This is a genomic window from Rhizobium sophoriradicis (genome assembly GCF_025200795.1).
Lineage (GTDB): Bacteria > Pseudomonadota > Alphaproteobacteria > Rhizobiales > Rhizobiaceae > Rhizobium > Rhizobium sophoriradicis.
Genome location: NZ_CP104152.1, coordinates 859,918 through 881,729, shown reverse-complemented (window position 1 = coordinate 881,729; position 21,812 = coordinate 859,918). Strand labels below are relative to the sequence as shown.

The window sequence follows — 21,812 nt, the reverse complement described above, 5'->3', positions numbered from 1 at the left end:
ATTTTAACAGCCGCTTCGACTCTCCGAAATCGAAGCGGCTGTTTCTTACGTACCTGACGGTGGTTCTCCGGCCACCGCGAGTATTGCGGATGCATCAAAGCGAACGCTGTTCATAAACAGCGATGTGGCTTTCTTCCCAAACCTTGACTGAGTCTTCGGGGATCAGAACCCGCGCGCCGATCATGTAGTGCCGGGGCGCTTCGCCACGTGCTTTCAGATTGTACCAAGTGCCACGTGATACGCCCGTGCGGCGGCAGAACTCTGCGATTGAAATTGCCTTACCCATTTTGAGCACCTATCGTTCTGGTTGAACATGAATTGAAGATAGGTAGGCACTTTGAACTAGTCAATAGATGTTATTTTTCAATATGTTACGAAACGACTTATAAACGGGTGCCGTTGCCGCTTGTCAACCGTTTATAACCTGCTTCGCCGTTTGCTGTTGTCACTTGTCAACACGTAATGATTGCAAACGGTTACTCTTCCAGACGCTTAGATGCGCCCAGATATCACCTATCAGCACGACTTATAGTCGCTCGCCCAAGCATCAAAACAATTCAAACAAAAAGCCCGCCACGGACAGACCGGACGAGCTTTGAAGTGTTGGCGGTGATTAAGCGGCGATATCGACCGTCACGGCGGCGATCATATCGTCAGAAGCGTCGACGATAAACGCAGCGTAATGCTTTGCGATCATTGCTGGGCTGGTATCGTGAAGTGACGCGACGATAGCGACCGGAAGACCCGCCCGAAGCTGTCGCACGATCGATGTGTGTCTGAACGCATACGGAACGAAAGACACCGGCAACCCGGCGCGCTTCACAATGTCTTTCCATGGGCGCGCTATTTCGGACGCTGACGACCAAGCAACGCGTTCACCTTGCCGCCACACCAACGGAGCAACTTCGACATTCTGAACGCGCGACAGCAGCGCAGCGTCTGCCGGGATCGATGCATTGGGACGGATTACGTCAAAATCGTTCGCCGCGACGATCCGCTTGATCTTCTTCCCGACCTTTGCAGCGCCCCGACCGCCCTTCCGGCTTGCTGGAATCATCAACACGCAATCGGTAACCGCTGCACCGTCGCGACCGATACGCTGTTGAACTTTAGCGTCCGCGCCGACCATACGCGCAACCTGTGACCATCGCATACCGGTGACAGCCAGGGCGGATAACATCCTATGCAGATCACCGCCCCACCCGCCCTCAACATCCAATTCTCTCGCAGCGCGCATCACGGCTGAAAGCTGGTCTTCGGAAAGAACCTGAATTTCGCGGCTGTTTTCGCCTTCGTCTTCGACCTTCAGGCCGATCGACACTTCGTCTCGCCAATCATTCGGCAAAATCTTGCGATGCTGCTCCCATCCCGCACGGAGGGCGGCCTTTAAGTCACCGAAAAGCCGTTTCCGGTTTGACGGCTTCAGCGTTACGCCGTCCGCCCATTCCCGCAGCACATCAGCCGTGACGTCTCGCAAGAGCGTGTCGGATAGCTCGACATCGGAAAGGACGTTTCGCGACAATCGGGTATCAGCATCGGAACGAACGTCGCGACCTTTGATCTTCGCATCGCGAGTGTTTCGAACGGCGATGTACTCTTCCACCACACGCCGGACAGTCACAGGGAGTGCAGCTTTCGCGCCGGGAACGTGCGCCGCTTCGGCAAGCTTTACCGCTTGGACAGAAGCCTGCTTGAAGCTCATGGTCACAGCACCGGATGCGATGACGTTCGCATCGTCCGCATCTGCGAAGACCTGCATCTTGTACGGGACTCCGTAGCGTACGAGCCACTTTCGCGCTTCAGGCGACTTGCGGTATCCCAAAAAGATACCGGGGGCGACTTTGTGCCAAATCGGTTTTTTTGATACTGGTTCTCTCGACCGCTTTGCGGGTGAGTCAATTTTACAAGCCATCCTAGTGCCTCACAGTGCCCAATAGTGCCTAAAATCACCAGTGCATTCCGGTGAACAACAATGGGCACTTATAACCATTTTTATAGGAAATTCAAGAACATGGATGAACAGTTTGGACACCGATTGACAGGAACATACGCCCTGCAAATGCGTTTGCAGGGCTGACCAGAGACCGTTCCCGACATCTCTTCCTGGTCTGCCCTTCGTGGCCAATGCGGCGCCGTCTCCAAGCTGCGCGCGCATTTCTGTAACGTCCCGGTGAAAGGCGCAATTCCGTGATGGCTGATGCCCCGGATGCCGCGCTCCCGGTCAAGACCAGAGAACGATCATGACCCTTATCAATATCCGCAATCTCGGCGTGACGCTGGGCAATCCGCTATTTTCCAAGCTCAACCTCGTCGTCAATGCCGGCGACCGCATCGGTCTCGTCGCCGCCAATGGGCGGGGGAAATCGACGCTGCTCGCCTGCCTTACCGGCGCGCTCGAACCGAGCGAGGGCGAAATCACCAGAGCGCGCGGGCTGACCGTCGGCCATGTGTCGCAGAATGTGCCGGCCGCCCTCTTCGACACGCCATTCCAGGATGCGGTGCTGCAGGCTCTGCCGGCCGATCAGGCCGAAAGCGAGAGCTGGCGCGTCGACATCGTGCTGGAATCGCTGGAGGTGCCGGAGGCCATGCGCGGCCGGCCACTGAAGCAGTTGAGCGGCGGCTGGCAGCGGCTTGCGATGCTGGCCCGCGCCTGGGTGAGCGAACCCGACGTGCTGCTGCTCGACGAGCCGACCAACCATCTCGATCTCGAAAAGATCGCGCAGCTGGAGGGCTGGCTGAATGCTCTGCCGCGCGACGTGCCGGTGATCCTGTCCAGCCATGACCGCGCCTTTCTCGATGCGACGACCAACCGGACGCTGTTCCTGCGGCCGGAGCAATCGCCGGTCTTTGCGCTTCCCTATTCCAGGGCGCGCGCCGCCCTCGACGAGGCCGATGCCGCCGAAGCGCGGCGCTACGAGCGCGATATGAAGACGGCGGAACAGCTGCGCAAGCAGGCCGCCAAGCTCAACAATATCGGCATCAATTCCGGCAGCGACCTGCTCGTCGTCAAGACGAAGCAGCTGAAACAGCGGGCGGAGAAGCTGGAGGATGCGGCAAAACCGGCGCACCTGGAGCGCTCGGCCGGCGCCATCCGGCTTGCCAACCGCGGCACGCATGCCAAGGTGCTGGTGACGCTGGAGGATGCAGCGGTGACGACGCCGGATGGAACGCTGCTCTTCAGGACCGGCCGGCAATTCATCTGCCAGGAGGACCGCATCGTGCTCCTCGGCCTCAACGGCGCCGGCAAGTCGCGGCTGGTCTCGATGCTGAGACAGGCGATCGAAAGGCCGGAGACGGCGCCAAGCGGGATCAAGGCGACGCCGTCGCTCGTTCTCGGCTATGGCGACCAGGCGCTCGCCGATCTTGCCGACGGCGATACGCCGATCGGCACGATCATCCGCCGTTTCGATGTCGGCGACCACAGGGCGCGCGCCCTGCTGGCCGGGGCCGGCATGACGATCGACATGCAGACAAAACCGATCGGCCAGCTCTCCGGCGGCCAAAAGGCACGGCTCGGCATGTTGGTGCTGCGGTTGACGGAACCGAACTTCTATCTGCTCGACGAGCCCACCAATCACCTCGACATCGAGGGACAGGAAGCGCTCGAAAGCGAGCTGATGGCGCATGAGGCGAGCTGCCTGCTGGTATCGCACGACCGCAGTTTCGTGCGGGCGGTGGGCAACCGCTTCTGGCTGATCGAGAAGAAGCGGCTGGTGGAAGTGGAGAGCCCGGAAGGGTTTTTTGCTTCGGTGGCGAGTGGCGGTTGAGCGTGTACCGTGCCGCCCCCTCATCCGCCTGCCGGCACCTTCTCCCCGCTGGGGAGAAGAGACTCGCTGTTAGGTCGCAGGGTGGCTCGTAGGCGGAGAGGAAAAGCCGCGACACCCCTTCTCCCCAGCGGGGCTATTAGATTCACACATTGTCGAAAGCTGATAAGAGGAGGTCTACGCCGCGTTTGGCGGCCTGGAACTGCTGCCATCCGTCGAGCATGACGATTGGCCCAGGCTTGCCGTAGTAGCCGGTCCATCCGCCGAGGCGGGCGCAGACCCAGGCGGCATAGGCCAGCGACCCTTTGGGATGCGGGTTCTTCTGTTTGGCGGTGTTGCCCTGAAGCTTGGCGCAGAAGGCTTCCAGCAGCGGCCGGTCGCTCGGCTCGAAGGCGTCTTCGATGGGGCGCAAGGTGCTGCCGGGTGGGGCGCCGTCGCGAGCATGAACCAGTTGTTGCACGATGACGGCGGCGACGAAGGCGGCCGTCACCAGATTGCTCAGCGCCCCCGCGTCCTCGATGCGCAGGCCTTCGATGTCGAAGCCCTGGGTCTTCAGGGTGCGGAACAATTGCTCGATCGTCCAGCGGCGGCGATAAAGGGCGATGACCGCCGCCGCCTGGTCGGCATCCGACACCGCGTAGGTCGTCAGCAGCCGCCAATGGATCGGCGTCTCGCCCGGTGGCGGCGTGCTCTCGCGCACATCCAGCAGATAAAGGCGCACCCCACCCGGGGTCTTCTTGTAGATGCCGTTCTTCGGGGGCAGCAATGTCACCGCGCTGAAGCGGATCGCCAGCTGCGTGTCGCGCTGCTTGCGGCCCGGCTTGGCCGGCAGGGTGAAGGCAAGGTTTGCAGCAACCGGCAAGGCATCGGCCATGGCAAACAGCGACGGCTGGTCCTTGCCGAGGCTGCGGTCTTTGGCGGCGCGCACGACAAGGTCGACATTGGCAGGCCTTCGGGTGAAGGCCTCATAGATATCGCTTTCGCGGTCGGCAATGACGGTGATGTGGCGCGCGGCTTCGCAAACCTTTGCCGCCCGGTCGGCGCCCTCCAGCCAGCGATAGCTCTCCTTCTCCTCGATCGCACGCGCCCGCTGGGTGCCGCGCTTGCCCTGGTCGCGGCTTAGAAACTGTCCATGGATCGCCCCGACGATCGCGCCATCGTCGGCGTCGACCCCGATCATCGCATGCAGATAAAGACCGCCACCGCCGCTGGAACGGACCACCGTCGTATCCTGAATGGCCAGGATGTGCCGATCCGCGCAGCGGCCGGCCGTGCGCAAGGCCGCTTCATCGATCATCGCCTGCGGATCGACCGCTCCATTGCGCAAGAACCGGGTCAAGCGGATCTCTCCGGCCCGATTGCCGCCGAGCTTGCGCACCCGCATTCCCTGGCCGGCCGTCGCAATAAGGCGCTCCAGCAAGAACGCCCCCCTTTTTCCAGGCGACGGTCGCCAAACCGCCCCAGGCTCAAATCATCCATCGCTCAATTCTCCTGCTTGCAGCAAGAGAATCAGAACGCCATTCCATAGGCAATTCTAAATGTGTGAATGCCATAGCCCCGCCGGGGAGAAGGTGCCGGCAGGCGGATGAGGGGGCCGGGGGCACGACCCCAAACGCAGCCCAAACCTACCGCTTCGGCGCCACCAGGCAGAAGAAGGCGCCCTGCGGGTCGGTGGCCTGGATGATCCAGCTGCCGCCCGGGACCTCCATCGGTCCGTTGACGACCTTGCCGCCGCCCGAGGTGACGCGTTCGATCGCGGCATCGAGGGCGGGCACGATGAAATAGTAGCACCAGAAGGTCATCGGCATGTTGTCGGGCTTGGTCATCATGCCGCCGGTCTGCCGGCCGTTATGGGCGAAGATGTAGTAGACGCCCATCGGGCCCATGTCCATTTCGCTGTCCTTGGTCCAGCCGAACTGCTTGGAATAGAAGGCCAGTGCCTCTTCGCCATTTCCGGCATAGAGTTCGCGCCAGCCGATATTGCCGGGCGCGTCGAAGGCCAGTTCCGGCGGGGATTTGTCCATCGGCGCCGGCGTCATGATGCAGAGCACCGCGCCATGCGGATCGGCGACGACGGCGAAGCGGCCGACGCTCGGGATGTCTTCCGGCGGACGGCGCACCGCGCCGCCATTGGCGGCGAAATCCTTTGCCGACTGATCGACATCGTCGACGCCGACATAACCCGTCCAATTCGGCGGAATACCCGTGCCTTCGAGTTCGGCCGGAAACTCCATCAGGCCGGCAACGCCGATGCCGTTCGCCTCGAAGATCGTATAGGTCGGCATGCCCTCGACCTTCATCTCGGAGGTGGTCCAGCCGACGACGGAACTGTAGAATTTCGCGGCGGCTGACGTGTCGGGGGTCATCAGCTCGCACCAGATGAACTTTCCATGCGTCTTGGACATAGAACTCTCCCTTTTCTGACGCCTCTGCGATGCTTGCGGCGCCGTGATTTTCAGATCTTGCGGGTGTAATGGACTTCCATGAACTGCTTCCAGGAGCCGTCGGCCTGCCTGGCGCTGGAGGTGAAGGTGCGGTGATCGGCGTTGATGAAGGTGATCTGCTCGCGGTAATCGGCCAGGCCCTCGCCATTGAAGTCGGGTCCTGTCGTATAGAGGTCGAGCACGTTGCCGGAGGCATCGACCTCGCCTTCATAGACCCACATGTAGTCCATCATCGAGCCGATCCAGCTGCCGACATACTTGCCTTTGTCGGCGTTGTAGCCGAGCGTCAGGATCGTAGTGGCCTGCTTGCCGTCGGGCATGCGGCCGTGCCCTTCGGCGACGAACCAGATGCCGTGCAGCGAGCGGACGGTCTCCGTCCAGTCGTCGCCGCCGCCCATCTCGGGTGCGGTGACGCTCCACTCGCCGACCAGTCTTTCCAGGAAGGAATGTTCCTTCAGCACTTCAGCCGTCTTCATCATCCTCTTCTCCCTTCAGGTGATGGCAACGCCTGTTCTTAGAGCATGGCGTCGTCCGGAAACCGCCCCACGGATTTCGGCATCATGTGCCTGCTCAGTGACAGCAGGATGGCGCCGTTTGAGCATCCTCATATTCGTCATGGCGGCGCACGAAATTCATCGTGCCCTGCTCGTTGCGGCCCTTCGGCGCGCGGTCGAGGATCATCAGGGTGCCGATCAGTTCCTCCGGCCCGCGGGCATAACTCGAATAGGTATGGAAGACCTCGCCCTTGTCGTTGCGGTAGAAGGCGCTGAGGCCCGGCAGTTCGTCATGGGCCTCAGCCGGCTCGATAGCAGTGAAATTGTAGAAGACCTTGTCTTTGGCAAGGTCCTCCGGGCTGAAAGAAACGTGATAATCGAAATTGAAATCGCTGCCGAAGGATGAGACCCAGGGAAATTTCCAGCCCATCCGCCTTTTGTAGGCGGCGATCTTTTCAAGCGGCGCGCGCGAGACGGCGACCCAGGTGACGTCGTGATGGTTGAGATGCGGCAGGGCGCCGTCGACATGATCGGCGAGGAAGGAGCAGCCGGGGCAGCCGGCCTCCCAGTCCGGACCAAGCATGAAATGATAGATCAGTAGCTGGCTGCGACCGTCGAAGAGATCGGCGAGCGACCTCTTTCCCTCTGGCGTATCGAAGGCATAGTCCTTGTCGACCCTCACCCAGGGCAGCGCCTGGCGGGCGGCGTTGACGCTGTCACGCAGCCTCGTCGCCTCCTTTTCCTTCAAGAGCAGGGCGCGACGGGCCGCGAGCCATTGCTCGCGGGAAACAACTTCGTTCTGCATCGGATGCGCCCTCCTCCGGCGCTTGCCGGTGAAGCCGGCAACATCTCCTTCTCCTTGACTAAATAGATTGATATCAATATAAAATGGCCATGTCAAATTCGGTTGAAATTCCTTTCTCTACAACGCTTCTGGTGCGCGACACCTGCCTCTGCCTGCATGCACAGCGAGCGGCGCGCGCGCTCGCCCGGCTGTTCGACGACGCGCTGCGGCCCACCGGGCTGACCAACGGGCAGTTTTCGCTGATGATGTCGCTGAACCGGCCGGAGCCGCCGCCAATGGGGCCGGTCGCAGCCCTGCTCGCCATGGACCAGACGACGCTGACGGCGGCCTTGAAGCCGCTGCAGCGCAAGGGCTGGGTGATGGTGATGGAAAATCCGAGGGACAGGCGCGGCCGGCTGCTTGCGCTCACCGGCGAAGGCAAGGCGGCGCTGGCAAACGCGCTGCCGATCTGGAAAGAGACGCATGCGATGCTTGACGGCAGATTGCCGGACGGCGGCTCCGCGCGGCTGCGGCAGGAGTTGCTGGCGGTGTCAGGGAGTGGTGAGGCGCCGAAGCCGGCCGCTCGCCAGTCCCGCAAAAACGAACGGACAACGGCCGGGTAGAGCGAGCCGAACCTCGCCTTCGATCCACGAGAAATCGCGTCGTTCACGCCATGCAACCGGAGTCGGCGCGCGTGGGTGCTCGGGTCGAGCCCGAGCACGACGGAGGTTGGGGGTAGGTATTGGCTGGAGGCGAGAGGCCTCCCCTTGCTCCGTCGTCCTCGGGCTTGACCCGAGGACCCATGCGATGATCGCTGCGTTCACGTCAGCATCAAGACAAGCAGCGGCCCCGACCGAAGCCGAAGGACATCCCGTCAGTTTTGCTGAACGTGCCTGGATCAGGCAACCGTGACCGGAACCTCGGTCGAGGTGCGCATGGCGTGGCTGTAGGGGCAGACGATATGGGCTGCGGCGGCGAGCTTTTCGGCTGTTTCGCGGTCGAGGCCGGGAATATTGACGGTCAGGGCCACTTCGATGCCGAAGCCGGTGCCGTCTTCGCGCGGGCCGATGCCGACCTTGGCGGAAACCGTCGTTTCCTCGGAAATCTTGACCTTCTGCTGGCCCGCGACAAATTTCAGGGCACCGAGGAAGCAGGCGGAATATCCGGCGGCGAAAAGCTGCTCGGGATTGGTGCCGGTCGCGCCGTCGCCGCCGAGTTCCTTGGGAACGGTCAGCGTCACGTCCAGGACGCCGTTATCGGAAACGGCGCGGCCGGCGCGGCCGCCGGTGGCAGAGGCTTGGGTCGTATAGAGAATAGGCATGACAATCTCCTTTGGTTGGTCCTTCGATCGGGGTTGGATTTTTAATATCGCACAATTAACTTGTACGCAAGTGAATTTTGCAAATTGCATTTCGGCGTCGAAAGGAAGACAATCGCAGCCTTAGGGCAGGACGATTTTAGGCTGGTCCGGCCCAAAATCTGAATCCTGCTCTACGTTAAAGTGAGAGCGTGATGTCATGAGAAAACCGCTCACACTTTTCGGCATCATGCTCGGGGGTGGTGGAGATGAAAGCGCAAACGGCAAAGACGATGGAGATACCGGAAGAGGAGAAGCGGCTGGAAAAGCAGCTGTGCTTCGCGGTCTACGCGACGGCGCATGCCTTCACCCGTGCCTACAAGCCGATCCTCGACAGGGTCGGCCTCACCTATCCGCAATATCTGGTGATGCTGGTGCTGTGGGAGCGCAGCGAGCTGCCGGTGAAGACCATCGGCGAGCAGCTGGATCTCGATTCCGGCACGCTGTCGCCGCTGTTGAAGCGACTGGAACAGGGCGGGCTGATCAAGCGCATCCGCGACCTGCGCGACGAGCGGCAGGTGATCGTGTCACTGACGCCGAAGGGCCAGGCGATGAAGGGAGAGGTCGATACGATCATGACGGCGATCGGGCAAGCTGCCGGCTGCACGCTGGAGGAGCTGGGGCAGATGCGCGACATGCTGCATCGGCTGCGCGGCAATCTCGGCCGGGCCGGCGCCGCCGGCGGCTGAAGCCTCCTGTCGGGCCTTTCGCCGAATTACGGCCGCCGCTGAGCGGATTTGGCCGGTGACCGGCGCTTCTTTGCCGGCGCCGCTTCCGCTCCGGCTTCGGCCGCCTGCTGCAGGCGCAACGCCTTCAGCTTTTCCGTCTTCTTGTCGCGGGCCGAGGCTTCGGCCGCGATGATGGCGCGCGCCGTCTGATCGGTCGCTTCCGCCTTGTCGCGGGGCGACAGCTTGGCGGGATTGAAGAATTCTTCCTTGGTGGCGGTCATATGCCCCTTTCTCAGGTGCTGGCGATTTTGAGCCACGGCCGGGCCGCGATCCCGCGGCCGGGCCGTTGTTCACGTTGGCCGCGATCCCGCGGCCGGGTTAGCGGGCGCGAAGAACCTTTTTCGGTGCCGGCAGCAGGCCTTCACGCTGCATCTTCTTGCGGGCAAGCTTGCGCTGGCGGCGAATGGCCTCGGCCTTTTCACGGGCGCGTTTCTCGGAGGGCTTCTCGAAGGCGCTGCGAGCTTTCATTTCCCGGAACAGGCCTTCCCGCTGCATCTTTTTCTTCAGCACGCGCAGTGCCTGATCGACGTTGTTATCCCTGACGAGTACCTGCAAAGTGATATCCTTTCTTCGGCGGCAAGGCCGCACGGTCCATAGTGAAAGCGGCTTTACTTCCCGATCCTGAGGCTCGAAAGCTTCAACCAGGGTTCGGCGCCGCCGGCTTTGGCCACCACCTCTGGGGCGGCCCGGGACAACGATTTCCCGGTGTCAATGTCGGCCTCGGTGATGCGGCGTTCAAAATTCTCCGCGTCGAATTGGACGCGATATTGCACATGTCCATGATCGTTGGGAAGGACGCCGGCGATCCGGCACCGCTTTTCGGCTTCCGCGGTGCGGGTAAGGCCGGATTTCAACACGATCATGTCGCCGATTTTGTAGTTTGGTCTGCCCATTCGGCGCACCTTCAACCCTTCGGCTGTTTGTTCGATTGGCCAATCGAAGGCCACAGTGAAAACAAAAAGGCCGGGCGGACCCGACCTCTTCCCGTCACTCTGCCCTTCCGCCGGCAAGTTGATCAGCGCGCTGCCAGTACATCCGTGGTCAGCTCGCTGGCACATTCTTGCCAGTCAAAATGCTACAGCAGCTGTAGCTCGTCTGAAAGACGCGGCCGCTGCAGGCGAATGACAAATCATGCGGCCTGAAGGTTGTCGGCCGCGTTCTTGCCCGAGCGCTTGTCGCGAACGAGGTCGTAACGGACCTTCTGACCTTCGGTGAGCTCGCGCATGCCAGCGCGTTCGACTGCCGAAATGTGAACGAAAACGTCCGTGGAACCATCATCGGGCTGGATGAAGCCAAAACCCTTGGTGCCGTTGAACCACTTGACCACGCCTGAATTCATAACGATTTCCTTTCAACCGTTGGAGTGAAGCCGGGGAACGTTGTCCCACGAGCAATATCGATGCTGAGAGGAGATCTGACGAAGCGCGATCGCGCAGCACAAGCAATATTCGATAGGCACCATGTAGGCTTTTTACCGAATTAAGCAATGCTATTTTGAAAATAAAACTTTTCCGGGCAGAGCAACGACGCCCGGAATAGCAGGCAGAGGCGGCCGGCTGGCGACCGCCCCGTCGGAATCACTGCCAGACGACGATCGGCGCCTTCGTCGGAACGCGATCATAGAGATCGATAATATCCTGGTTCAACAGCCTGACGCAGCCCGAGGAGACGGCCTTGCCGATCGAGCGCCAGTCGGGGTTCCCGTGCAGGCGGTAGAGCGTGTCCTCGCCGTTCGAGAAGATATAAAGCGCACGGGCGCCGAGCGGGTTCTTCAGCCCGGGCTCCATGCCGCCGTTCTCGATCGAATATTTGACCAGTTCCGGCTGGCGGGCGACCATCTCGTTCGGCGGCTTCCAGCGCGGCCATTTCTGTCGCCACTGGATGACGCCCGACCCCTGCCAGGCAAAACCTTCGCGGCCGATGCCGACGCCGTAACGCATCGCCATGCCATCGGCTTGGACGAGATAGAGGAAACGCGACGGCGTGTCGACGACGATGGTGCCGGGCGGCTGACCGGTTGGATCGAGAACGCGCTGGCGATAGTAGCGGGGATCGATCTCTTCGTAGGGAACGGCGGGAATGAGGAAGCCGCCGTCCTCGACTGGGCCGTACATGACGGCAAGCTCAGGCCCGCTCGGCACGCTCGAGGCTCCCGGCGACTGGAACAGGCGCATCGGCGAGCGGTAGATGATCGACGTGTCGCCCGATCTTACGGTGTTGGCGGAAGAGGCGCAGCCGGTGAGCGCGGAGGCGGCGGTCAGTGCCGAAAGGGAGAGAAAGCTGCGGCGGGAAAGATGTCTATCGGAACTCATGACGCGGGACTGATTTCCTGTTGATGCGGGAATCCATTACGACATCATGAAATCTATCGGCTTGCGCCAAATAAACCATAGCTTCACGCAGACGTGTTCCTGATGGAGCCGACGATATGAAGAGCGCTGTTGCAGCGCTACATCACAACGATCTCGGCCTTGGCAGGCAGGCGGTCGTAGAGATCGACGACATCCTGGTTCAGCATGCGCACGCAGCCCGACGAGGTGGCCTTGCCGATCGACTGCCAGTCGGGCGTGCCGTGGATGCGATAGAGCGTATCCTGGCCGTCTTTGAAAATATACATGGCGCGGGCGCCGAGCGGGTTCTGCAGTCCGGGATTCATGCCGCCGTTTTCGACCGAAAAGGCGCGAACCTCGGGCTGGCGGGAGACCATTTCGACCGGCGGCGTCCAGCGCGGCCACTTCTGCTTCCACTGGATGACGCCGCGGCCCGACCAGGCGTAACCGTCGCGGCCGAGGCCGACGCCATAACGCATCGCCTTGCCATTGCCCTCGACGAAATAGAGGAAACGCGCCTTGGTGTCGACGACGACCGTGCCCGGGCGTTCGGTCGTCTGATAATCGACCTCCTGGCGCAGGAATTGCGGCTGCACGCGGCTGACCGGAATTGACGGCAGCGTGAAATCCTCGTCGCGCAGCTCGCCATACATCGCCGCATGCACTGGATTGGTGACCGGCAGGCCGTAGGTCTGGTGGAACTGGGTCTTGTAGAGTTCGCGCGTCTGCGGCACCGGCTGATCGGGGATCGGCCGCACGCGGCCGGGATCGACGCCGGGCGGCTGATAGAAGACCGGCGAGGTTTCCTGGACGAAGCGGGCGGGCGAATCGGCGGCGACATCGGGAATGAGGATGTTGCAGCCACTGAGCGAGGCAGCGACTATCACGAGCCCGGCAATCGGGAAGACCCGGCGCAGAAAATTCATCGAACCACCCTTATCAACGATCGGCGAGACAGCGATATCTGCCGCGACGATGGCATCCGCGGCTGGCGCGAGGCTGGTGTCGGGGAGGAAAAATCAGGAAGACTTGAACCCGCCCTCTGGCTGCGGGTTCCTGGGCGCGCCGAAAAATCAGGCCGCCACGCCGTGGAAGAAGCGGATGCTCTGGGCGATCTCGGCCGGCAATGCCGAGGTGTGGTTGCCGGCGACGGTTTCGGTTTCGATGTGGGTGCCGGCGGCGCGGGCGCGGCGGGCGAGCAGGTCGGCGCGGTCGTTGAAATGCGCCTCCTCCGTGCCATGGAGGACCCGGACGGGACATTTGAAGCTGTGGGCGTAGCAGAGCGCCGAACGCACCTCGAATTCATGCCTGTTGCTGTCGTCGAAGCGGATGTCCTGGGGATAGCGGCTGAAGAAGCGGAAGGCGTTCGGATTGCCCGAAATCGGCGCGGCGGCACGGAATTTGTGGGTGCTCATCGCCGTCAGCATGGTCAGCGTGCCGCCGATGCTGTGGCCGGCGACAAACAGGCGCTGGGGATCGACGCCCGGCAGATGCGCCAGACGCTCGGCAGCGGCGAGAACGTCGTCGACCTCGTCGTAAAATCCTGAGAAATTGCCCCTCTGGCCGTTTTCGCCGCGCAGCGACGGCATCATCACGACATAGCCGGCATCCATATAGGGCTTCATCAGCTGCCAGTGGCCGATGCCCATGGCGTTGCCGCCATGCAGGAAAAGCACTGCAGGCTTGGCCGTGCGCTCGCGCTTGTATTTCGAAACCCAGGCCGCCAGCTCCAGCTCGCCGCCATAGCCGGAACGGTAGAAGATCTTCTCAGCGTCGGCAGGCGCGGCCAGCGGTTCGTATTTGTCGGGCGCCGGCCCCTTCTGCAGCAGCTTCGTGCGAAAACGGCGGCGAACCTCGGCATAGTCGTGCCTGGCAAGGCGTGGTTCTTCCGGGACATCGAAGGCGGCCGCCATGCGCGGCAACACCAGCGCTCCGGCGAGACCCGCCAGCACGGCACGGCGTTGGCGGAAAAAGGAATTTCGTTCATGCGAGCTCATGACGCAGCACCCAAAATCATTTCCCCGGCCGACAAGATGTGCACCGGAAAACGCGCTGCCGCCAATACACATCCTGTTGAAAATATCGCCCTGCGTCATTGTTGCGCAGGCGGCGGCCCGACTCAGCCGGGTTTGGCGTCGATCATGGCGATCAGCGTGCGCAGCCGGTCGGCCTCGTAGGGCGGCTTGTCAGGACGAAGGCGGGCGATGCGGGGGAAGCGCATGGCGACGCCTGATTTGTGCCGGGTCGAGCGGTTGATGCCCTCGAAGGCGACCTCGACGACGAAGCCGAAATCCCGGTCGGCCCGCACGGCCCGCACCGGGCCGAACCGCTCCGTCGTATTGTTGCGCACGAACTTGTCGAGCAGCTCGAGTTCGGCATCGGTGAAGCCGAAATAGGCCTTTCCCACAGGCACCAGTTGCTCGCCGTCCTCGTCGTCGGCCCAGACGCCGAAGGTGAAGTCGGAATAGTAGCTCGAGCGTTTGCCGTGGCCGCGCTGGGCATACATCAGCACCGCATCGACGTTATAGGGATTGCGCTTCCACTTGAACCAGGGACCCTTAATGCGACCGGCCTGGTAGATGCTGTCGCGGCGCTTGATCATCACCCCCTCGATAACGGGATCGGGCGGCGCGGCGCGCAAAGCGTCGAGCTCTTCCCAGGATGTGAAAGGCACGAGCGGCGACAGATCGAAACGATCATGGGGCGCGCGATCGATGATCTCAGCCAGGCGATCGCGGCGATCGACATAGGTGCGGCCGCGAATGTCCTCCTCGCCGTCAAACAGCAGGTCATAGGCGCGGATGAAGGCGGGGTAGTCGTCGAGCATTCTCGCCGTCACCGTCTTGCGGTTCAGCCGCTGCTGCAGGTCGGAGAATGTGCGGGTCGGGCTGTTGGAGCGGGCGGTGCCGCCGACCAAGAGCTCGCCGTCGACAACGCCGGAAAAATCGATCGCCTCGAGAATGTCGGGAAAGGCGCCCGAAATGTCGTCGCCGGAGCGGGAATAGATCTTGCGCCGGTCGCCGGAGCGGGAAAGCTGGACGCGGATGCCGTCCCATTTCCATTCGGCGGCATAGTCGGCGGGGTCGAGAGCGGCAAGATCGCCCTCCTCCACCGCATTGGCGAGCATGACGGAATGGAAGATCGCCGGTGTGGCCAGCGCCGGTTTCTCGCCGCCGCCCGCCAGCCACGCGAACAATGTCTCGTAAGGCGGCTGCAGGCCGTGCCAGAGGGTTTCGATCTCGGTAACGTCCTTGCCGCCGAGGTCGGCGAGCGCCTGCTTGGCAAGACGGGCGGAGACGCCGATGCGCATGGCGCCGGTCGTCAGCTTGATGAAGGCGAAGCGGCCCGAGGAATCCAGCCGGTCGAGCAGGTCGCGGACATAGCCGCGCACTTCGGTGCGGCCGAGCCCGTTCATGCGGGTGACGACCTCGCCGAGGCGCGGCTGGGAAAGGGCGGAGCGGTCGATATCCCGCTCATTGTCCCAGACCAGCGAGATGGTTTCGGCGAGATCGCCGACATAATCATAGGAATAGCGGAACAGCACCTCGTCCATGCGCTCCAGCACCAGCTCGCGCAGCATGGCCGGCTTGACGTTGCGCACCTCGAGCGTGCCGGCAATGGCGGCCAGGCCATAGCCGCGGTCTGGATCGGGCGTATCGCGGAAATAGTCGGTTAGCAGCTTGAGTTTGCCGTTACGGCTGGGGGTCAGCACCAGGCGGTCGAGGAGGTCGGCGAAGGCTTTCATGCGGGCCTCCGGGCTTGGGAAGAAGACCCCTCCCCAACCCCTCCCCACAAGGGGGAGGGACTAACTCGTGGTGCTGCCCTGCCCTTTTTCGACTTCAGCGTTCCCGGGGGTGATTTTGCAGTGGGATGGCGCGGCAGATCTAGCCCCTCCCCCTTGTGGGGAGGGGCTGGGGAGGGGTTTTGATCCACCACGCAGCTCATCTCAATCCGCCTCGTCTTCATAGCCCACGAGATGCAGCGGTTTCGCCTTGATGCCCTGCAATTGGCACCAGCGCACCAGCGCCTCCTCGCGGCCGTGGGTCACCCAGACCTCGGCCGGGTGCAGCTCACGGATCGTTTCTGTCAGCTCCGGCCAGTCGCAATGGTCGGAGATGACGAGCGGCAATTCGACGCCGAGCTGTTTGGCGCGCTGGCGCACCAGCATCCAGCCGGAGGCGAAGGCCGGCAGCGGTTCGTTGAAGCGGCGCGCCCATCGATCGGCGAAGGCCGAGGACGGGCCGATGACGACGGCGCCCTTGAAGGCGGATCTGTCGCGGCTTTCGATGGTCGCCGGCAGCAGCTCGCCGAGATCGATGCCCTCGCCGACATAATAGTCGCAGAGTTTTTCCATGGCGCCGTGAATATAGATCGGCTCGGCATAACCGGCGTCGCGCAGCAGGCGGATGACGCGCTGGGCCTTGCCCAGCGCATAGGCGCCGACGAGATGGGTGCGCTCCGGAAATTGCCTGAGCGAGGCCAGCAGCTTGCCGGTTTCGTCCATCGGATCGGGATGGTGGAAGACCGGCAGGCCGAAGGTCGCCTCGGTGATGAAAACATCGCAGGCAACCGGCTCGTAGGCCGCACAGGTCGGGTCGGGGCGTCGCTTGTAATCGCCGGAAACGACGATGCGGGTGCCGTTCCTCTCGATGGCAATCTGGGCGGAGCCGAGTACATGGCCGGCGGGATGAAAGCTCACCTTGACGCCGTTGACCAGCAGCTCCTCATTAAAACCGACTGCCTGCTCGCTAGCACAGAAGCCCTCGCCGTAGCGCAGACGCATGATGTCGAGCGTCTGGCGGGTGGCGAGCACGTTGACATGACCCGGCCGGGCGTGATCGGAATGGCCGTGGGTGACCAGCGCCCGCTCCACCGGCCGCACCGGATCGACATAGAATCCGCCTTCCGGGCAATAGAGCCCTTCCGGGGCGGGATAAAGCAGCGCATCAGCTCTCATGCAGCAAGAGATAGCGGCAAACGGGCGCGAGGCCAGAGGGAGCGATTCATCAAGGAAGCCCGTCGAGGAAGGACAGCACTGCGGCATTGAACTCGGCCGGCCGCTGCAGCGGCGCAAAGTGGCTGACGCCCCTGAGATAGATCATCTGAGCGTCTGGAATGCTGCGGGCGAGATATTCGGCATGCTCGGGCTTGATGAACTCGTCGTGTTCGCCGAGCACGATCGCAACCGGCACGCCGATGCGGCCGAGGTCTTCGGCCTGATAATTCGGCTCCGTGCGCATCATCAGGCTCACCGCCTCGACGAAGCCATTGAAATTGTCCGGCGTGGCGGACAAGGCCGCATAATCCTTGGCGTGGCGGCTGAAGCATCGGTCGATGACCGGGGTCGGAACGAATTCCCGTGTGCCGCTCGGATCCATGTTGCAGGCGAAGAAGAAGACGCCCTCGACACGCGACGGCGCCGCCGCGGCGAGGATCAGGGCGATGCAGGCGCCGTCGCTCCAGCCGACGAATGCCGCCTGTTCCAGAGAGAGTTCGTCCATGACCGCAAGCACGTCGGCGGTCATCAGCTCATAGGTATAGGGACGGGCATCGCGCGTGCTGCGGCCGTGGCCGCGGCTGTCGATCAGAACGACGCGGCGGCCGCTTTCGAGCAGTGCCGGGAGCTGATAGCCCCAGTTGCCGCTATGGCCGAGGCCGCCATGCAGCAGGATGACGGCAGGCCCGGCGCCGTAGCTCGCATACCAGATGCGGGCGCCTTCGCGCCCGACATGACCTTCGACAGCAGCCGGCGGCAAGGGTGCGGCGCCCTCTGCTTCGAAACGGATGAGTTCGTCGTCCTGCTGTTCCATCGCGATGCCAGTCCTCTCCTGAGATAACCGCGCATAGAAAAGCCGGAAAACAGCCCAAGAACAACCAGAATCGCTTTTTAGCTGTCTCCTTCTTCGATGCAATCAGGGAGAGCAACATGGGCAGGAAGCTTTTCTATTGCGCCGGCGCAATCGCGCTCGCCGCGGCCGGCATCTACCTCAACAATACCAGCCTTTTGGCGGAGCACCGTTCGGGTAAGCCGGTGCTGCTCGCCCATCGCGGCATCGCCCAACGCTTCGACGAGACCGATTTGAAGAATGACACCTGCACGGCGAGCCGCATGCTGCCGCCGAAACATGATTATCTCGAAAATACCATCCCCTCGATGCAGGCGGGCTTTGCGGCCGGCGCCGATATCGTCGAGATTGACGTGCACCCGACGACGGACGGGCAATTCGCCGTCTTTCACGACTGGACGCTCGACTGCCGCACCGACGGCCACGGTGTCACTCGCGAGCATTCGATGGAGGAGATGCGGAAGCTCGACATCGGCTATGGCTACACCGCCGATGGCGGCAAGACCTTTCCGTTCCGCGGCCGCGGCATGATGCCGACGCTGGCGCAAGTGCTGTCGACCTTTCCGGATCGGCGTTTCCTCATCAACGTCAAGAGCCGCGATCCGTCCGAGGGCGAAAAGCTCGCCGTCGTGCTCAACGGACTTTCCACCGAGCGACGGGCCGAGATCATCGTCTATGGCGGCGGCGAACCGATCGACGTCATCCGCCGGCGCTTGCCCGATATCAAGACCGCCTCGCGCCAGAGCCTGAAGGGCTGCCTCACCGGCTATATCGGCTATGGCTGGACCGGCCTGCTGCCGGATGCCTGCAAGCAGCGGATGATGCTGGTGCCGATCAATATCGCGCCCTGGCTCTGGGGCTGGCCCGACCGCTTCCTCAACCGGATGCAGGATGCCGGCACCGAAGTTTTCGTGCTCGGCCCTTATCGAGGCGGTGAGTTTTCCACCGGTATCGACGACCCCGCGCAGTTGGCGCGACTGCCGCAAAACTATGCGGCAGGCATTTGGACGAATGAGATCGAGACGATCGGACGGCTCCTGGAATGAGGCGGAGCGCCACCCGCCTCAGAACTCCTCCCAGTCGCCGCCGGCGACTGCCGCGTTGCCATGGAAGGCTGCGCCCACTTTTGCAGCCATTGCCCGCGGTGCCGATGCTACGGGCCTGGAAGCGGCAGTTGCCACGGCGGGGCGCTGCTGGCGCGAGGTTTGGCCGCCGATATTGAACTGGCCCAGCAGCTGGAAAAGCGCGTCGGCTTCCTTGGCGAGGCTATGTGCGGCAGCCGTCGATTCCTCGACCATAGCGGCATTCTGCTGCGTGCCCTGGTCCATGGTGTTTACCGCGGTGTTGATTTCCTTCAACCCCGTCGCCTGCTCCTTTGAACTCTCGACGATCGCAAGAACATTGCTGTTGACCTGCTGAACCTGGGCGACGATCTCTTCGAGAGCCTTGCCGGTTTCGCCGACCAGCGTCACTCCGCGCTTCACGTGCTCGTTGGAGGCCCCGATCAGCTCCTTGATCTCCTTTGCCGCCTTGGCCGATCTCTGAGCAAGCTCGCGAACCTCTTGCGCGACCACCGCAAAACCCTTGCCGGCATCGCCCGCGCGGGCCGCCTCGACGCCCGCGTTCAGTGCCAGGAGATTGGTCTGGAAGGCGATTTCGTCGATGACGCCGATGATGTTGCCGATCTCTGCGGACGATGTCTCGATCTTGCCCATCGCATCGACGGCGCTGCGGACCACCGCGCCGGAACGCTCGGCGTTCTCGCGGGTCCTTCGAACCAGCTGGCCGGCTTCCTGGGCACGGTTGCTCGAATCGGAGACTGTTGTGGTGATCTCTTCAAGGGCGGCTGCGGTTTCCTCGACGGAAGCCGCCTGCTGTTCCGTACGCTTCGACAAATCGTCGGAGGCTGAACGAACCTGCTGGGCGCTGGCAGCGATGCCCGTCGCGTTTTGAGCCACGACCTGCATCGCTGTGCGCAGCTTGGTGGCCGCGGCGTTGAAATCGGTGCGGAGCCTTTCCAGTGTCGGAATGAATGGTGTTGCGACCTCCTGGGTCAAATCGCCGCCGGCCAGGCCCATCAAAGATGCCGCAAGCTGATCGACATTGTTGACGCGGGCAGTAACGTCAGTCGCGAATTTGACGACCTTGAACACCTTACCGTTCATGTCGAGGATCGGATTGTAGGTGGCCTGGATGTAGATCCTTTTGCCGCCCTTGCCGATGCGCAGGAACTCATCCGCCACGAATTCACCCGCTGCCAGGCGCTCCCAGAACCGGCGATAATCCTCGCTGTTTGCGTAGGCGCTCTCGCAGAACATGGAATGGTGGCGGCCCTGGATCTCGGCAAGCTGATAACCGAGCGCCGACAGGAAATTCTCGTTCGCTGTCAGAATCTCTCCTTTCGGCGTGAATTCGATAACAGCCTGGGCGCGCGACAGCGCGTTTATCTTGCCGGCATCTTCGGCGCTCTGCAGTTTCTGCTTGGTGATATCGGTCGCGAACTTCACCACTTTATACGGCTTTCCGCCACTGAAGACGGGATTGTAGGAAGCTTCAATCCAGATTTCCCTGCCGCCCTTGCCGATGCGCTTGTATTGCCGCTGATCAAACGCGCCTCGGCTGAGCTTTGCCCAAAACTCGCGATAGTCGGCCGACGAGGCTTCTGCCGGCTCGACGAACATCCGGTGGTGCTGGCCGACAATCTCTGACAATTCGTAGCCGAGCGCGGCGCAGAAATTGGCGTTGGCCGTCAGAATCTTGCCGGTGAGGTCGAACTCGATGATGGCTTGTGACCTGCTCATCGCCGCCAGTACGGCCTTGGCATCCGAACCGAAGCCGAATCCTAGTGTCTTCATGCTGTCCCCCTAACTCAGCTCTTAAGCGAATGACTGCCGCGACCCCACCGGACTTGCGTTTGATGAGCGATCTGGGAATAGAATCCGGTAAATTCTTTAAGTTTGCATTAACCCCACCTTTGCCCGACAGCAGCCCCCGCTGCTGAACCCAAAAGCAGAAGAATTACAAATAAAATCAGTTATTTGAACAAAGCTCTTCGAAAGGTCGGCTTCGACACAGCAAGTTCCGGCGGGGACTTCGAGCGTGAAGACAGCGTTTTTTCCACCTGCGCCGCCCTGAAAATTCTAAGAACGGTTTACTCTTTGTTAAGCAATCATCCGCCCCTTATCTCCGTATTTCCGGCGGTGAACGGCCTTTCTGTTTTCCCGCTGCAAGTGCATATTTCATCGTCCTTCGAGCGTGCAGAATCAGTTGCTGGACACGTCAGCCGCGAAGCGCTGGATACGATTGTTGATCGGAAAAAGACATGAAGCTCGAGGATGAGTTCAATCGAATTGAAGAAGTCGCCGCAGGCTTCAAGACGCATTACGAAGTCTTCAAATATATGAAGGGTCTCACTCAGGATCTGGGAATGACTGCATTCCTGATCATGACGCTGCCCACGGTCGAGTTCGTTGAAATCGGCGCGACGAAGATCATTACCAACTGGCCGGCGGAGATGGTCGATTATTATGACGCCCATAGCCTGATGGTCGACAGCCCTGTCATCCGCCGGATGCTGAGATCGACCAGTCCCTTCAACTATGATGTCGAGGCGATCAACACCGATCGCGGAGGGGGCAAGAAGTCCACGGTCATCGATTTGTTCAGGCGGTACGGCATGGAAAAGGGAGCCTATTTTCCCCTTCACGATGCTGCCGGTGGACGCGGTGCGATGTCGATTTCGGGATCCCGGAATTTCAGCATGATCGAAATGGCGAAGATCCTGTTTATCGCCACACTCATCTATGATCGGCTCTCACAGCTGACATTGAACGAGAAACACAAGCCGATTGCCTTTACGTCGAGTGAGCTGGAGTGCCTGAGGCTGACGGCTGGAGGCAGGAAGAGCAGCGAAATCGCAAAGCTTCTCCATCTGTCGGAAAATGCGGTCAACAATCATATCGGCAGCGTGATCAAGAAGCTCGGATGCACGACGAGAACACAGGCGGTCGTCAGCGCTCTGCGTCTCAATATCATTCGGGTTTAGATCGCGGCGATCAGCAGGCT

The 21,812-nt window shown here is 61.7% G+C and carries 24 protein-coding genes; 6 read left to right on the top strand and 18 right to left on the bottom strand.

Annotation, left to right across the window (positions count from 1 at the left end):
- Positions 1-94: 94 nt before the first annotated feature.
- Positions 95-286, bottom strand: a complete 192-nt coding sequence (locus N2597_RS04335) for a helix-turn-helix transcriptional regulator (RefSeq protein ID WP_183599783.1) — start codon at positions 284-286, stop codon at positions 95-97.
- 327 nt (positions 287-613) lie between these two features.
- Positions 614-1,759: a site-specific integrase gene (locus N2597_RS04330; RefSeq protein WP_183599781.1), complete on the bottom strand. Its 1,146-nt coding sequence runs from the start codon at positions 1,757-1,759 to the stop codon at positions 614-616.
- A 481-nt stretch (positions 1,760-2,240) separates the two neighbouring features.
- Here N2597_RS04330 and N2597_RS04325 point away from each other — a divergent pair, with 481 nt between their 5' ends.
- Positions 2,241-3,767: an ABC-F family ATP-binding cassette domain-containing protein gene (locus tag N2597_RS04325; RefSeq protein WP_183599779.1), complete on the top strand. Its 1,527-nt coding sequence runs from the start codon at positions 2,241-2,243 to the stop codon at positions 3,765-3,767.
- Positions 3,768-3,909: 142 nt separating this feature from the next.
- Here N2597_RS04325 and N2597_RS04320 read toward each other — a convergent pair whose 3' ends face one another.
- The 4 genes from N2597_RS04320 to N2597_RS04305 all read right to left on the bottom strand — a co-directional run bounded on the left by N2597_RS04320 (position 3,910) and on the right by N2597_RS04305 (position 7,507).
- Complete coding sequence (locus N2597_RS04320; RefSeq protein WP_341356226.1) at positions 3,910-5,184, bottom strand: IS4 family transposase; 1,275 nt, start codon at positions 5,182-5,184, stop codon at positions 3,910-3,912.
- Positions 5,185-5,389: 205 nt separating this feature from the next.
- The gene (locus N2597_RS04315) at positions 5,390-6,169 is read right to left on the bottom strand and encodes a VOC family protein (RefSeq protein WP_077994759.1); all 780 of its coding nucleotides are present in this window, start codon (positions 6,167-6,169) and stop codon (positions 5,390-5,392) included.
- A gap of 50 nt (positions 6,170-6,219) precedes the next feature.
- On the bottom strand, positions 6,220-6,687 hold the full coding sequence (locus N2597_RS04310) for a DUF1579 domain-containing protein (RefSeq protein WP_009985829.1): 468 nt from the start codon (positions 6,685-6,687) through the stop codon (positions 6,220-6,222).
- A 91-nt stretch (positions 6,688-6,778) separates the two neighbouring features.
- A complete protein-coding gene (locus N2597_RS04305; protein WP_183598979.1) occupies positions 6,779-7,507 on the bottom strand; it encodes a DUF899 domain-containing protein in 729 nt (242 codons plus the stop codon).
- An 89-nt stretch (positions 7,508-7,596) separates the two neighbouring features.
- On the opposite strand from N2597_RS04305, the gene N2597_RS04300 reads away from it, so the two are divergent.
- Positions 7,597-8,109 carry a MarR family winged helix-turn-helix transcriptional regulator gene (locus N2597_RS04300; protein WP_077994853.1) on the top strand — a complete coding sequence of 171 codons (513 nt, stop codon included), beginning with the start codon at positions 7,597-7,599 and terminating at the stop codon, positions 8,107-8,109.
- A gap of 275 nt (positions 8,110-8,384) precedes the next feature.
- On the opposite strand, the gene N2597_RS04295 is transcribed toward N2597_RS04300, so the two are convergent.
- Positions 8,385-8,807, bottom strand: coding sequence for an organic hydroperoxide resistance protein (locus tag N2597_RS04295; RefSeq protein WP_009996695.1), 423 nt, complete (start codon positions 8,805-8,807; stop codon positions 8,385-8,387).
- Positions 8,808-9,043: 236 nt separating this feature from the next.
- Between N2597_RS04295 and N2597_RS04290 the strand changes: the two genes are divergently transcribed.
- On the top strand, positions 9,044-9,532 hold the full coding sequence (locus N2597_RS04290; protein WP_077994757.1) for a MarR family winged helix-turn-helix transcriptional regulator: 489 nt from the start codon (positions 9,044-9,046) through the stop codon (positions 9,530-9,532).
- Between the two features lie 26 nt (positions 9,533-9,558).
- On the opposite strand, the gene N2597_RS04285 is transcribed toward N2597_RS04290, so the two are convergent.
- From N2597_RS04285 to N2597_RS04240, 10 genes are all read right to left on the bottom strand, one after another.
- Positions 9,559-9,792, bottom strand: a complete 234-nt coding sequence (locus tag N2597_RS04285) for a hypothetical protein (protein ID WP_009996691.1) — start codon at positions 9,790-9,792, stop codon at positions 9,559-9,561.
- A gap of 97 nt (positions 9,793-9,889) precedes the next feature.
- Positions 9,890-10,126, bottom strand: coding sequence for a 30S ribosomal protein S21 (rpsU, locus tag N2597_RS04280; RefSeq protein WP_009996690.1), 237 nt, complete (start codon positions 10,124-10,126; stop codon positions 9,890-9,892).
- 53 nt (positions 10,127-10,179) lie between these two features.
- Positions 10,180-10,464, bottom strand: a complete 285-nt coding sequence (locus tag N2597_RS04275) for a cold-shock protein (protein WP_183598985.1) — start codon at positions 10,462-10,464, stop codon at positions 10,180-10,182.
- Between the two features lie 236 nt (positions 10,465-10,700).
- Positions 10,701-10,910, bottom strand: a complete 210-nt coding sequence (locus tag N2597_RS04270) for a cold-shock protein (protein WP_004676036.1) — start codon at positions 10,908-10,910, stop codon at positions 10,701-10,703.
- A 238-nt stretch (positions 10,911-11,148) separates the two neighbouring features.
- On the bottom strand, positions 11,149-11,883 hold the full coding sequence (locus tag N2597_RS04265) for a L,D-transpeptidase family protein (protein ID WP_009996687.1): 735 nt from the start codon (positions 11,881-11,883) through the stop codon (positions 11,149-11,151).
- A 137-nt stretch (positions 11,884-12,020) separates the two neighbouring features.
- Positions 12,021-12,827: a L,D-transpeptidase gene (locus tag N2597_RS04260; protein WP_077994756.1), complete on the bottom strand. Its 807-nt coding sequence runs from the start codon at positions 12,825-12,827 to the stop codon at positions 12,021-12,023.
- 147 nt (positions 12,828-12,974) lie between these two features.
- A complete protein-coding gene (locus tag N2597_RS04255; RefSeq protein ID WP_106797245.1) occupies positions 12,975-13,898 on the bottom strand; it encodes an alpha/beta hydrolase family protein in 924 nt (307 codons plus the stop codon).
- A 122-nt stretch (positions 13,899-14,020) separates the two neighbouring features.
- On the bottom strand, positions 14,021-15,646 hold the full coding sequence (locus N2597_RS04250; RefSeq protein WP_183598976.1) for a cisplatin damage response ATP-dependent DNA ligase: 1,626 nt from the start codon (positions 15,644-15,646) through the stop codon (positions 14,021-14,023).
- 201 nt (positions 15,647-15,847) lie between these two features.
- Complete coding sequence (locus N2597_RS04245; RefSeq protein WP_183598974.1) at positions 15,848-16,858, bottom strand: ligase-associated DNA damage response exonuclease; 1,011 nt, start codon at positions 16,856-16,858, stop codon at positions 15,848-15,850.
- Between the two features lie 49 nt (positions 16,859-16,907).
- Complete coding sequence (locus N2597_RS04240; RefSeq protein WP_183598972.1) at positions 16,908-17,711, bottom strand: alpha/beta fold hydrolase; 804 nt, start codon at positions 17,709-17,711, stop codon at positions 16,908-16,910.
- A 116-nt stretch (positions 17,712-17,827) separates the two neighbouring features.
- Between N2597_RS04240 and N2597_RS04235 the strand changes: the two genes are divergently transcribed.
- Entirely contained in the window at positions 17,828-18,793 is a 966-nt protein-coding gene (locus N2597_RS04235; protein WP_183598970.1) for a glycerophosphodiester phosphodiesterase family protein, read from the top strand.
- A gap of 18 nt (positions 18,794-18,811) precedes the next feature.
- Here N2597_RS04235 and N2597_RS04230 read toward each other — a convergent pair whose 3' ends face one another.
- The gene (locus tag N2597_RS04230) at positions 18,812-20,602 is read right to left on the bottom strand and encodes a methyl-accepting chemotaxis protein (RefSeq protein WP_183598968.1); all 1,791 of its coding nucleotides are present in this window, start codon (positions 20,600-20,602) and stop codon (positions 18,812-18,814) included.
- A 183-nt stretch (positions 20,603-20,785) separates the two neighbouring features.
- On the opposite strand from N2597_RS04230, the gene N2597_RS04225 reads away from it, so the two are divergent.
- Positions 20,786-21,073, top strand: coding sequence for a hypothetical protein (locus N2597_RS04225; RefSeq protein ID WP_183598966.1), 288 nt, complete (start codon positions 20,786-20,788; stop codon positions 21,071-21,073).
- Entirely contained in the window at positions 21,070-21,792 is a 723-nt protein-coding gene (locus N2597_RS04220) for a helix-turn-helix transcriptional regulator (RefSeq protein ID WP_183598964.1), read from the top strand. Before N2597_RS04225 ends, N2597_RS04220 begins: the two co-directional genes overlap by 4 nt.
- Positions 21,793-21,812: the final 20 nt, after the last annotated feature.